Here is a 12,092-nt window from a genome sequence, read left to right as displayed (position 1 = left end):
TCACTTAGCCGATGAGGAAGTGTTTTGCTTACCGGCGCCGAGTTCGGCGCCGGTCAAAGGATCGCCCTGCGGGTCAGACTGCGTTCGCTTCAGCATCGCTTTGCACAGCGCTTCCTGCTCTGGCGTCAGGCCGACAGTAGCGCCGCCATCTCCGCCATCCACGGCCGGCTGCGGATCCTTGACATAATCGAAGTGTTTGTCACTGTTCCAGCTGCCGCGTACTTCTCCACCTTCAGACATATTGTAGTAGGTGTTAGCGTACTCGCTAATGGGCGGCAGTTTGCCCGGAGGATAGTTGTTGCGAATCGACTGCAGCGCCTTCTCAAAAGAGAGCTGATGCGCCGCTTCGCGGGTCATCAGGAACGCCAGCGCGTCTTTCACGCCGGGATCGTCGGTCACGTTAATCAGGCGTTCATAGACGATCTTCGCCCTCGCCTCCGCCGCGACATTCGACCGCAGGTCGGCGGTGGGTTCGCCGATAGTATCAATGTAGGCCGCCGTCCACGGCACGCCCGCCGAGTTGGTCAGCGGGGGACCGCCGCCGTACAGCAGCGAGGTAATGTGGCTGTCATTGCCGTTGGCGGTGAGTGAAAGATAAAGTTCCGCCTCGCTCTCGGTGCCCTCAGCCAGAGCTCCTTTGGCGCCTTTATTCAGCATGCCGACCAGGGTGCCAATGATCTCCAGATGGCTCAGCTCCTCTGTCGCGATATCCATTAGCATGTCTTTGCGGCCGGGATCGTCATCGCTTAATCCCTGGGTGAAATAACGACACGCGGCGGCCAGCTCGCCCTGAGGGCCGCCAAACTGTTCGAGCAGTAAATTCGCGAGCCCCGGATTGGGTTCAGCAACGTGCACGGTATACTGCAGTTGTTTCACATGACGAAACATAGGCCTGCCTCCTGGGTTATTTTTTCGCTTCTACGCCGTCAGCATCTGAACGCAGGAGAAACTGCTCCGTGGTCTGAGGAATATGTTTGATCAGCCAGTCGGCCATTTCCCGCTCTTCCGCCAGGATAGCCTCAATAGCCGGGATGGAGGCGGTGTCGCCCGCTTTTTCAGCCGCCGCCAGCAGAGAGGTGTAGCAGGCAATCTCAAATTGCTCGAAGACGTACCCGCTGATCGAGCCTTTGACGATTTCATCGGAAGGAAACATTCCGCCGATGGACTGGCCGAGAGCCGCCATTTTACTCATCGAATCTTTAATCACCGAGCGCGAAATGTCGTTGCGGTCGAGGATCTCTTCCAGCACGGTAATTTGCCGTTTGGTCTCATTAATATGCTGTTCAATTCTGGCACGGAGATCCGGATAATTATCGATACGGCCAGCCATCGATTCCAGCATGGATTCTGCCTGCTTTTCCATGGCATGCGCATCGCGTAGCCAGTCATGATAATGTTCAACGTGATTCATGGTCATTTCCTCGTGTCAGGGAGCGTTTATTTTTCCGCTTTTTTATTAATGTTACCTACCGCCAAATCGGTTAATTTAACGTCGGTTTGCTTTTCTTCTTCCAGCGTTTCGGCCAGCAATTTGACCGCTTTTTTATAGCCCAGCTGTTCTGCCAGGGTGACCAGGGTGCCGTAACTGGCAATTTCGTAATGCTCGACCTTTTGCGCAGCGGCAATTAGCGCAGCATCTCGTACCTCATTTTTTTCCGTGCTCTCAACGACTTCATTGGCCTCTTCGATTAATCCTTCCATGGCCACGCATTTCATGCGTTTGATTTTCAGGCCGGATTCCTGCTCAATAATTTGGTCAATACGTTCAATCTGGCCCTGGGTTTCTTCGAGATGAGCATTGAACGCCGCGCTGAGTTTTTCACTGGACGCCGCTCTGGCCAGTTTAGCCAGCCCGCGGGTTAATTGTTTCTCTGCGCTGTAGGTATCTGAGAGCAGGTGGATAAATACATCTTCAATGCTTTTCATATTCATAGAAATACCTTCTGGAGTCAGAAAATAACTGCGAGTCTATACAGACTCGCAGGAGATACTTTCACTTCAGGGTGCAAGGAAAAGGATAATCAGGAATTATCGGACTTGCGGCCACCGCCGTGGCTGTTTTGTCCGCCTTTTTTACCCGCTTCGGACGCACGCTGCGGATCATTTTTAAAGTTCCCGCCGCTGTGCTGACCACCTTTACGACCTGCTTCAGAAGCTTTTTCACGGTCTTCAGCAAAATTACCGGAACCACCACGATGCTCTGCCATATTTCACCTCATGTATATCGGTTATGTCAGTACGATACGAAAATATTCCGTATCACTCGTCGTTCGATATTTAACTCTAGCGGGTAATGCTGGTTAGTCAAATTATTATTCCGTTTTCCCGACGTCTTTCAGCAGTAATTCGGAATAATTCTACAACACACATTAAAAATAACCAGACGGCACATCACCGCTAACTTACTGTGTGCGGGGAAATAATACCTGCAGCCCTCGTATTATCGATACAATCGGAGTGCTCCTGTTGAGGTATATAACGAAGCGGCGCGGCGAGGCTTCGTCGGCATGAAATTCAGAACTTTTCTAAAGATAACCAATAAAAAAAGCCGCTGGGGGAGCGGCTATCAAATAAAAAAATGGAGCGAATATCATGCCTGATTAAGGCTAGCCTTCTTCATCCGAATATGCAAATAACCCAACAAACCAAACGTTAAATAAGCGAAACGTAAAATACACCCAACAACTGAAATATCACGCAGTTCCATTACTTGTACTCTACGCTTTATTTTTACGGTGGTTTATCGGTGGCCATCGCGTCAGGTCAATATGCCTTTGCACCTGATGCGGTCAGCCGTTCTCTCCAGGAGAATATGCAATGAAAGCACTCACTTATCATGGTCCCCATCATGTCAGCGTCGACACCATGCCCGACCCGGCCCTTGAAGCGCCGGACGATATTATACTGCGCGTCACCGCGACGGCGATTTGCGGTTCCGATCTCCATCTTTACCGCGGAAAGATCCCCGGCACGCATCACGGCGATATTTTCGGCCATGAATTTATGGGGGAAGTGGTGGAAGCGGGTTCCGAGGTCACCGCGGTCCGCAAAGGCGACCGGGTGGTTATCCCGTTTGTGATCGCCTGCGGAGACTGCTTCTTTTGTCGCCTGCAGCAGTATGCCGCCTGCGAAAGCACCAATAGCGGCCAGGGGGCGACACTCAACCGAAAAGGCATTTCGCCACCGGCGGCCCTGTTTGGCTATAGCGATTTGTACGGCGGCATCCCGGGCGGCCAGGCAGAATATGTACGGGTCCCCAAAGCCAATACCGGTCCATTTAAAGTGCCTGACACCTTACCCGATGAAAAGGTGCTGTTTCTGTCAGATATTCTGCCCACCGCCTGGCAGGCAGTAAAAAACGCCGAGGTCAAACCCGGCAGCAGCGTGGCTATTTTTGGCGCCGGCCCGGTAGGGCTGCTGTGCGCCTCCTGCGCCAGGCTCAATGGCGCAGAGCAGATATTTATCATCGATCATAACGATTACCGACTCGATTTCGCGCAGCAACGCTATGGCGCGATCCCGATAAACTTCGACACCCATGACGACCCGGCGCAGTGGATTATCGATAACACGCCGGGACATCGCGGCGTCGACGCGGTGATTGACGCCGTGGGCTTCGAGGCGAAAGGCAGCCTCACGGAAACCGTCCTCAGCAACCTGAAAATCGAGGGCAGCAGCGGAAAAGCCCTGCGCCAGTGCATCGCCGCCGTGCGCCGCGGCGGTATCGTCAGCGTGCCCGGGGTTTACGCCGGTTTCATTCATGGGTTTATGTTTGGTGATGCCTTTGATAAGGGACTGACCTTCAGGATGGGGCAAACCCACGTCCATGCCTGGCTGCCGGACCTGCTGGCGCTAATTGAGCAAGGGCTGCTCACCCCGGAGGAGATCGTCACTCACCATATGCCGCTGGAGGAGGCCGCGCGCGGCTATCAGATCTTTGAGAAACGCGAAGAGGCATGCCGCAAAGTCATCCTTGTGCCGGGGATGCAGCCCGGGAAGGCAACGCTTTGAGGCGGAAGTTAATCCGCCCTTCTCGGCAGCCAGTCCGGGCCGTGATATAAAAACAGCATGCGTTGACCCGCCGTCGCTGATACAGCCGTTAACCACAGGAGAAGTTAATGCTCGAGTTACGCCCGAATTGCGAATGCTGTGATAAAGATCTGCCGCCAGACTCACCCGAGGCGTTTATCTGCTCGTTCGAGTGTACTTTTTGCCGGGACTGCATGACGGCGCGGCTGCACGGTCGTTGCCCAAACTGTGGCGGCGAACTGGTGCGGCGCCCTGTGCGTCCCGAAGAGGCGCTGCGGCGGCACCCCGCCTCCACCCTGCGCCGCCATGCACAGTAAAACCGGATGAACTGGCGTGGCAAACGGGAGCCATCGAGCTCCCTTTCTTCACCATTATTTCTCTGCAGAAAAGTGCCACTCTGCGGCGGTCGATAGCGTCACAAATGGCCCGGCAAGCGTGATATTGTGATGGCCAATAATGTCAGGCGCTGACAACCGTTCGTTATCCATGGTTGAGTGCGCATCCGAGATCAGCACCGTCCGCCATCCCAGCGCCGATGCCGCACGGCAGGTCGTGTCCACGCAGAATTCGGTTTTCATCCCGGCAATAACCAGCTGTTTTACGCCGGCCTGAGCGAGCCGATGCGCAAGGTCAGTTTGTTGGAAACAGGAAGGGTACTTTTTAATAAAGACGATATCTCGCTCGCCGCTAACCCCCATCTCAGGCAGCAGTTGGGTTAATGGACTTTGTGCTGAGAACGGAGAATCGTCCGGCCCGGTATGGCGGGCAAAGAAGACGGGCACCTCAGCCTGTCTCGCTTTTTCAATCAGCAGGCAAACGTTCGCCAGAAGCGCATCGGCCTGATACGGAGAAACCGGGCTATGGAAAAGCCCCTGCTGCATATCGATAATTAAAAGGGCATGCTCAGATGAAATCATGATGGGTCTCCATTCAGTGTGTCACGAACGGAGAGGTCTCTCCCCGTCCACATTGGCGGGGAGTGAGGATCTGTTTGTCAGGAGCCGGTCACAGATACGCCCACACCACCGCAGGTTACGGTCGTGGTGGTGGTGACGGTGGTGGTTGGCTGCACTGACGTAATCATTATCTGACCTTCACTGATTCCTTACAGATAAAAGATAAGCACCATTAAAACGGCTCTTTTCTTATAGCATTGAGCAGATACGGATGGCAATTTATGCGCGATCAACGCAGCCGCCAGCACATAAATCCCCCTCCACAGAGAAAAGGCAAATCTATGCAACATGCTTATACCAGCCATATCACATGGACCGGCAATCAGGGCACGGGAACTTCGGGTTACAAGGCTTATGCCCGGACCTGGGTTATCGCGGTAAAGGGAAAAGAACCCATTCATTGTTCAAATGATCCATTACTGGGCGGCGATCCCGGCAAAATGAACCCGGAAGATCTCCTGCTCTCTTCTCTCTCAGCCTGTCACATGCTGTGGTACTTACATCTGGCCTCCGATGCCGGCATTACGGTCATGGAATATCAGGACTCGCCGGTGGCAACGGGTGAAGTGTTAAAAGGGGGCGCGGGTCGCTTTATTTCTGCCACCCTCAGGCCGAAAATCACCGTACTACCAGGTACCGATCTCGACGCCGCCACGGCCATTCATCAGCAGATCCATCACGTCTGTTTTATCGCCCGATCGGTCAATTTCCCGGTCAGTTACCAGCCTGAATTTATTATCTTTAACGCAGAGTAACGCGTTTCTGAAGGGTAATCCGGTGCGCAGGGACGGCGGCTGAGGGTATCCCCCCTCAGCCATACTTCGCTGCAGACCGAAGCATTCTGCTCTGGGCGTCAGTAGACTGCGGGGATATTCACCACGGAGAAGAATGATGATTGCGGTACTTTTTGAAGCCGACGCCTTACCAGAAGCACAGGAAAGATATTTACAGCTTGCGGCCGGGCTGACGCCTTTGCTTTCAGACACGCCGGGGTTTATTGCCATTGAGCGCTTTCAGAGCCTGAGTACGCCCGGCAAAATCCTCTCGCTATCCTGGTGGGAAGATGAAGCATCGGTGGCCAACTGGCAGCAAAATGAGCGGCATCTGGCTGCCCAGCGCGAAGGCAAAGCATCGATTTTTTCATACTACAGAATACGCGTCGCCCGCGTGTTCCGGGATTACGCATCGGCTCGGGGAGCACAGCCAGATGTATGACATTCACGTGATTCTCAGCAACACGCCGGGCTCGCTTGGCGCAATGGGTATGGCGCTGGGTAACAACGGCGTGGGGCTCGAAGGCGGTGGTGTATTCACCACGCCTGATGCCGGACATGCGCATTTTCTGGTGGAAGACGGTGAGAAAGCCCGCAGGGTACTGACCGAGGCCGGTTTTGCCGTCAGCAGTGTATGCCGTCCTCTGATCAGAAAGTTACCTCAGGAACGACCTGGGGAACTGGGAGACATCGCAGACACCCTGGCCCGCAATGGCATTAATATTCTGGTACAGTACAGCGACCACCGTAACCGGCTCATTCTCATTACCGATGATGACACCCGGGCAGCGGAAGTGACCAAAAAATGGGCCATACTTTCTGAATGAATCTCTTGAAAACGCAGCAAGACAGTGAGCCAGAGGAGGCGCTGGAAACCGCTATGGCGATGGTGGCCTCCGCCCTCTCTGACCCGTCAAGGGTCAGTATTCTGTGCGCGCTAATGGACGGGCGCGCATGGACAGCAACCGAACTCAGTACGGTTGCCGAGGTGTCTGCCTCCACCACCAGCGGGCATCTTGCCCGACTGCTCAGCAACGGGCTGGTGGTGTGTCTCGCGCAGGGGCGTCACCGCTATTACCGCCTGGCGGGCGCGCATATCGCCGCGCTGCTGGAAAACCTGATGGGCGTCTCTATGCAGGCGCATAAGACGCTTCTCCCCAGCACGCCGGTTAATCTTCGTTACGCACGCACCTGCTACGACCATCTGGCTGGCGAACTGGCGGTGAACATTTATGAATTTATGCTGCGGGAAAAATGGCTGGCGGCCGATGGACTGGCCCTGACATCAGCCGGTAAAGCCCAGCTTGAACGCCTTGGCGCAGTACTGAACACCCGCCCGCGACGTAAGCCTTGCTGCCCCTGTCTTGACTGGAGTGAAAGACGTTTTCATCTGGGCGGTGACGCCGGTTCGTCGCTGATGGCGCTGTTTGAGCAGAAAGGATGGATAACCCGCACGCCGGGATATCGGGAAGTGCAAGTGACGAATAGCGGCAGAGCGGCGCTGTCCCGGCTGTTTAATCTGAAGGTGAGCGGATAGCCTGAGTTTAGGCTACATCACATTTTCGCCGAACGGCGCCGGTTTAAGCCGGTCGGGCCATCAGTAAGACCCCTGGCGTTCAATCCATACCCACTTGCGATCTCGCGGTAAACTGAGCTATCCCTGTCACGAGGCGCATGGCTTTGATGGACATTTTGTTGCGGGAAATCGGCCATGGCACCGCGCAGCGAGCGTCCGGCAAAATAACGGCCTGAATGCGATAAAAAAGCGGGAGCCCATCGGCTCCCGCTTTTACTTAATCCACCAACGGGATTACATATTCGCGATAATCGCGTCATCAAACTCACTATATTTCAGCAGCTTAGCGCCTTCCATCAGACGTTCGAAGTCATAGGTCACGGTCTTGGCGGCGATAGCGCCTTCCATGCCTTTGACGATCAGGTCTGCGGCTTCGAACCACTGCATGTGGCGCAGCAGTACATTAGCCAAAAATATCTACCATATTGAATTCATTGCAAATATAAGCCCACACAACTCTAAAATCGATATCAAACCCTCTGCTAGTATCCCTTTGTTTTACAAATAGTTAATTTTAGTTTTGGGGAATGGTTTTCGCTTATCCGCGTTTATTTGAACAGAGGGTACAACTCCACCAATCATGATTGGACATTGATAGGACCTCACTAGCAATAAAAGTTAGTTAGAAGTTTCAGCAGGACACCGACCAGACGGTGAGGGACAAAAAGGGATACGTGGAAGAGCCTCGGCTCATTCATGACATTAAAGCCCGCTTCTGCGGGCTTTTTTAATACTTGTAGTTGAGTAAGCAACACAACCTTTTAAGATCTGTTGCTTTATTTCGAAGATTTACTTTCTCTGTCTTGCCTCAACGTTTTTTTGATACAAAGCGATAGCTTCATCTACCAAACCAAGGGGGTATAAGGTGTTGATTCCGATCCCTGACGGACATTTTATTTTTTCAGCCCCTCTTTCGCTGCGTAATTTTTCACACCAATGCCACAACTCCTCAATTGACAAAACCTCCAAGCCTAAGTCCATTAAGCGTTGTGGGACACTTCGGAATTTTGAAAGATCTCGTAAACTTTCTAATGAGTTAACTTTTAACTCTACATCATTAACACGGCTCTCGAGCTCCTCACGTTTAGCAATTTCCATAACTAAAGCATTTACTGTTTGTTGAAGGCTTGTAGCAAAAGCACGTATCTCAGATTGTTCTTGCTTTGGAGGAGGGGGAAAAACACCAAATTCACGAATGGAGGGCAAAACTTTATGAAACAGCCACCGTTGAAATTTTTTCCCAGCTGCTGATGTATCTTGAGCTAAAACCCTATACAGCCCAGGTTCAGCTAAAAATGCTTCAGAAGTTGTGATTCCGTTTTCGATAATGGGGAAGTTCTTAATCTCATCAGGATCAAGTGTTTGAATAACTGCTTTTATAACAGGTAATAAGCTCTGAGGAGTCTTACCATCCATTTTTCTGTTTTCAGTTGAGAGCGTCTTTAGTACATCAGATAGCGAAACATAGAATTGACCTTTCTCATTGATGCTACGGATGTAACTTTCTCCACTTTCACCTTCATAGCAGATCTGTAATAAATTCTTATCCATTTGGTACTCCCCATTTTTTCTCATGATTATACCGTGGATAACAACGGTGTCATGGGGTGTCGGGGGGTCGGAGGTTCAAATCCTCTCGCGCAGACCAAAAACCCCAAATAAATCAGCACGTTAATGCTGGTTTTTTATGCCTACTTTTTGCGCGGAGAGTTAGTGGGGTGAAACGGGGGAGAAACCCCATCAATAACAACTACTCCTGGGCTATTTTCCTCCCTAAGAAATGCTCAATTTTCTGTCTTCTATACTTTCAGAATGACTACTGGAGGTAACCATGTGTGGACGATTTGCCCAATCACAGACACGCGAAGAATATCTGGCTTACCTTGCCGAAGAAGCTGAACGTGACATCGCCTATGATCCAGAACCAATCGGCCGGTACAACGTGGCGCCAGGGACTAAAGTTTTGCTCCTGAGCGAACGCGACGAGCAATTGCACCTCGACCCGGTTCACTGGGGGTACGCGCCAGGGTGGTGGGATAAACCACCGCTGATTAATGCTCGAGTAGAAACCGCGGCGACAAGCAGAATGTTCAAGCCTCTATGGCAACACGGGAGAGCAATTTGTTTTGCAGACGGCTGGTTTGAGTGGAAGCGTGAAGGAGACAAGAAGCAGCCCTATTTCATCCACCGGAAAGACGGCAAGCCCATCTTCATGGCAGCTATCGGCAGCGTCCCTTTCGAGCGCGGGGATGAATCTGAGGGATTTTTGATTGTCACGGCTGCAGCCGATCAGGGTCTCGTCGATATTCACGACCGCCGGCCACTGGTTCTGACGCCGGAAGCAGCACGCGAATGGATGCGCCAGGATATTGGCGGGAAAGAGGCAGAGGAAATAATTGCAGATGACGCTCTGTCAGCAGACCATTTCACATGGCACCCAGTTTCACACGCGGTGGGTAACGTGAAGAATCAGGGGCCTGAATTGATTGAGGCTATCAAAAGCCTGTAGCTTTGATGACGTCCGGAATCTGCCAGAAGCGGAAGTGACCTGCACCCCGTTGAGTAACAACTGGAGGCTGACCAGCGGATGTAATCCGTCTCAGGACTCGATAATCGAGCGGATGATGATCAATCGATTTATTTCATAAGCATCAGATTGACTTCAATCTGATAAAATTGACATAATTTAAACGGATGGGGCAGGTTCTTCCTCTTACTAATGTAAGGGCGGCTCTGATAATGAACGGCAACCTTTGCTGTTGAGCGTTAAGCTTACCGATCCTGCTTAGCAGGGTGTTCAACGATTCCAATCTCTCCTGCCCCCTCCAAATCCCTAAAAAATTAAATGGAGTTTTTATGCGGGACAATATCTGGTTTACATATAAAGCACGCATAAATGCACATCATCGCTTAGAGTGGCTTGAGAAACATTCTCAGTTCATTCTCGTCTGGTATGCCATATTTAGCGCGGTACTTTCCGTCATATCCATACGCTTCCCAAAGGTGCTCGGGGATAATACCGATATAATCGCGTCAATACTTTCTGTGGCTTTGCTAGGTATTTCTCTTGTAGTTTCAAACCTCGATTTTCGCGGAAGAGCGATTTCCATGAGAAGGAACTATCTAGCGTTACAACGGCTGTATGCTAACACTTCTGATGAGGTTCCTTTAACATCTACACAACTAGATAAATACCATGAATTACTCGATGAAGTTGAGAACCATCTTGATATTGATGATAAGGCAGCACGCGTAGCCCAAACAGGACTGAGATCAAGGATCCCTACCGCTGATGAAACGCAGAGTGTTAAGCGCTGGAAAGCGAAGCGATTTATCTTCACTTACTCCTTCTATTTGCTCCCTCTCCTAATTATTTGGATAAACTATGACAGCTAACCGAAAATTCAGAAAGTCTTTTTCGGAACGAAATCTCCTTAAGATATATAAGGAAAGGATAAAAGAATCTGGAGCTATTGGCATTGACCGAGTACGACCTGCCAAACTAGAACCGATAATTAAAAGTGAAGTTAAGTTCATTTCTGAAAAGGTTCAATCTGGTGGCTATAAGTTCACCGCCTATAAAGAAAAACTAATCTCAAAGGGAGCCAACTCAAATCCGAGGCAGATCTCAATACCCACTGCCAGAGACAGGATTACGCTTCGTGCTCTCTGTGAATGCCTTACGGAAATTTACCCCGAATCAAGGTTAAGGCTCCCCCACACAGTCATTAATTCGCTAAAGGCTGCACTGGATAGCGGTCTTTATACAGAGTATGCCAAGATAGATCTCAGGGCTTTTTATCCTTCAATTGAACATAAGCTAATAGCTGATGCGATAAAAAACAAGGTCCGGAAAAATGAGATTAGAAAATTGATAATGTCATCGTTGGTGGTTCCTACCGTAAACGAATTTAAAGGCAGCAAAGGGTCTTCATCAAATACTATAGGAGTGCCTCAGGGATTAGCAATATCAAACATTTTAGCTGAAATTTCCTTATCTATTTTCGACAAGGATATCAATGCAATATCAGATATCTGGTTCATGCGCTACGTTGATGACATTCTAATATTAACTACGGATGGACAAGCAGAATCAATAGCATCTAATGTTATTGAAAAGCTCCAACGTCTGAATTTAAATCCTCATCCATTAAATGATGAGAACTCAAAATCTAAAGCTGGCCCTCTTCGTGAATCTTTTGACTTTCTTGGCTATCACATAAGCCAAGGAGAATTGCTAATTAAACATGAAAGCATTCTCAGATTTGAATCTTCATTGGCTAAAATCTTCACCGCTTACAGACACGCATTAATGCAGGCCAAGAGTAAGTCAGATAAAGAGCGTGCGATAGCTTACTGCCAGTGGAAACTCAACCTTAGAATAACGGGGTGTGTATTCGAAGGGAAACGCCTTGGATGGGTATCATATTTTTCTCAAATAACCACAACATCTCAACTTCGTTCCGTTAACCATACCGTGAGTCATCTCATTCGTCGGTTCAGGCTCTCATCAGATATAAAGCAAAAATCATTAATAAAAACATTCTATGAACTTCGCCGTGGAACTGCCGATACATTCAAATACATACCTAACTTTGATAACCTTGATATAGTTCAGAAGAGGGAACTGGTTTCAATGTGGGTAGGCAAATCCAAAGCAGAAAAAATGAGCAACAGTGAAATCGAAAAGCGGTTTAAATATATAATTGCAAAGTCTGCTAAAGAACTTGAAGAAGACATCTCAGGAATATCATAAAA

The 12,092-nt window shown here is 50.3% G+C and carries 15 protein-coding genes and 1 pseudogene; 9 read left to right on the top strand and 7 right to left on the bottom strand.

Annotation, left to right across the window (positions count from 1 at the left end):
- The 4 genes from N438_RS08665 to N438_RS08650 all read right to left on the bottom strand — a co-directional run bounded on the left by N438_RS08665 (position 1) and on the right by N438_RS08650 (position 2,207).
- The gene (locus tag N438_RS08665) at positions 1 to 888 is read right to left on the bottom strand and encodes a manganese catalase family protein (protein WP_116696239.1); all 888 of its coding nucleotides are present in this window, start codon (positions 886 to 888) and stop codon (positions 1 to 3) included.
- Between the two features lie 16 nt (positions 889 to 904).
- The gene (locus N438_RS08660) at positions 905 to 1,411 is read right to left on the bottom strand and encodes a ferritin-like domain-containing protein (RefSeq protein ID WP_008807706.1); all 507 of its coding nucleotides are present in this window, start codon (positions 1,409 to 1,411) and stop codon (positions 905 to 907) included.
- Between the two features lie 26 nt (positions 1,412 to 1,437).
- Entirely contained in the window at positions 1,438 to 1,932 is a 495-nt protein-coding gene (locus N438_RS08655; RefSeq protein ID WP_008807707.1) for a ferritin-like domain-containing protein, read from the bottom strand.
- Between the two features lie 89 nt (positions 1,933 to 2,021).
- Positions 2,022 to 2,207, bottom strand: a complete 186-nt coding sequence (locus tag N438_RS08650) for a general stress protein (RefSeq protein ID WP_004150795.1) — start codon at positions 2,205 to 2,207, stop codon at positions 2,022 to 2,024.
- Positions 2,208 to 2,817: 610 nt separating this feature from the next.
- Here N438_RS08650 and N438_RS08645 point away from each other — a divergent pair.
- Positions 2,818 to 4,011 (top strand): zinc-dependent alcohol dehydrogenase, encoded by a 1,194-nt coding sequence (locus N438_RS08645; protein ID WP_008807708.1) that lies wholly within the window; start codon positions 2,818 to 2,820, stop codon positions 4,009 to 4,011.
- Positions 4,012 to 4,118: 107 nt separating this feature from the next.
- On the top strand, positions 4,119 to 4,346 hold the full coding sequence (locus N438_RS08640) for a DUF1272 domain-containing protein (protein WP_012542149.1): 228 nt from the start codon (positions 4,119 to 4,121) through the stop codon (positions 4,344 to 4,346).
- A 54-nt stretch (positions 4,347 to 4,400) separates the two neighbouring features.
- On the opposite strand, the gene N438_RS08635 is transcribed toward N438_RS08640, so the two are convergent.
- Positions 4,401 to 4,946, bottom strand: a complete 546-nt coding sequence (locus N438_RS08635; protein ID WP_110199570.1) for a cysteine hydrolase family protein — start codon at positions 4,944 to 4,946, stop codon at positions 4,401 to 4,403.
- Between the two features lie 320 nt (positions 4,947 to 5,266).
- Between N438_RS08635 and N438_RS08630 the strand changes: the two genes are divergently transcribed.
- The 4 genes from N438_RS08630 (at position 5,267) to N438_RS08615 (ending at position 7,295) form a co-directional block, all read left to right on the top strand.
- Positions 5,267 to 5,740, top strand: coding sequence for an OsmC family protein (locus tag N438_RS08630; RefSeq protein WP_116696238.1), 474 nt, complete (start codon positions 5,267 to 5,269; stop codon positions 5,738 to 5,740).
- Between the two features lie 136 nt (positions 5,741 to 5,876).
- Positions 5,877 to 6,200: an antibiotic biosynthesis monooxygenase gene (locus N438_RS08625; protein ID WP_116696237.1), complete on the top strand. Its 324-nt coding sequence runs from the start codon at positions 5,877 to 5,879 to the stop codon at positions 6,198 to 6,200.
- Complete coding sequence (locus tag N438_RS08620) at positions 6,193 to 6,585, top strand: amino acid-binding protein (protein ID WP_012542152.1); 393 nt, start codon at positions 6,193 to 6,195, stop codon at positions 6,583 to 6,585. Before N438_RS08625 ends, N438_RS08620 begins: the two co-directional genes overlap by 8 nt.
- Positions 6,582 to 7,295 carry a winged helix-turn-helix domain-containing protein gene (locus N438_RS08615; RefSeq protein WP_086893053.1) on the top strand — a complete coding sequence of 238 codons (714 nt, stop codon included), beginning with the start codon at positions 6,582 to 6,584 and terminating at the stop codon, positions 7,293 to 7,295. The genes N438_RS08620 and N438_RS08615 overlap by 4 nt, the downstream gene beginning before the upstream one ends.
- Before the next feature lie 273 nt (positions 7,296 to 7,568).
- Here the strand turns inward: N438_RS08615 and N438_RS08610 are convergent.
- Together N438_RS08610 and N438_RS08605 are read right to left on the bottom strand one after the other, a co-directional pair.
- Positions 7,569 to 7,736: pseudogene (locus N438_RS08610) on the bottom strand (NADP-dependent isocitrate dehydrogenase); the annotation flags it as partial.
- 387 nt (positions 7,737 to 8,123) lie between these two features.
- Positions 8,124 to 8,885: a BRO family protein gene (locus tag N438_RS08605; RefSeq protein WP_048999869.1), complete on the bottom strand. Its 762-nt coding sequence runs from the start codon at positions 8,883 to 8,885 to the stop codon at positions 8,124 to 8,126.
- Between the two features lie 280 nt (positions 8,886 to 9,165).
- On the opposite strand from N438_RS08605, the gene N438_RS08600 reads away from it, so the two are divergent.
- The 3 genes from N438_RS08600 to N438_RS08590 all read left to right on the top strand — a co-directional run bounded on the left by N438_RS08600 (position 9,166) and on the right by N438_RS08590 (position 12,090).
- A complete protein-coding gene (locus N438_RS08600) occupies positions 9,166 to 9,843 on the top strand; it encodes an SOS response-associated peptidase (protein ID WP_116696236.1) in 678 nt (225 codons plus the stop codon).
- Between the two features lie 347 nt (positions 9,844 to 10,190).
- Entirely contained in the window at positions 10,191 to 10,730 is a 540-nt protein-coding gene (locus N438_RS08595; protein ID WP_116696235.1) for an SLATT domain-containing protein, read from the top strand.
- Positions 10,720 to 12,090, top strand: a complete 1,371-nt coding sequence (locus N438_RS08590; RefSeq protein WP_116696234.1) for a reverse transcriptase domain-containing protein — start codon at positions 10,720 to 10,722, stop codon at positions 12,088 to 12,090. The genes N438_RS08595 and N438_RS08590 overlap by 11 nt, the downstream gene beginning before the upstream one ends.
- Positions 12,091 to 12,092: the final 2 nt, after the last annotated feature.

It is taken from the genome of Klebsiella sp. GL120222-02, assembly GCF_003097195.1.
In the GTDB taxonomy this organism is placed as follows: Bacteria; Pseudomonadota; Gammaproteobacteria; order Enterobacterales; family Enterobacteriaceae; genus Klebsiella; species Klebsiella variicola.
The sequence above is the reverse complement of the archived record's forward strand: the minus strand, read 5'-3'. Positions and strand labels throughout refer to the sequence as shown.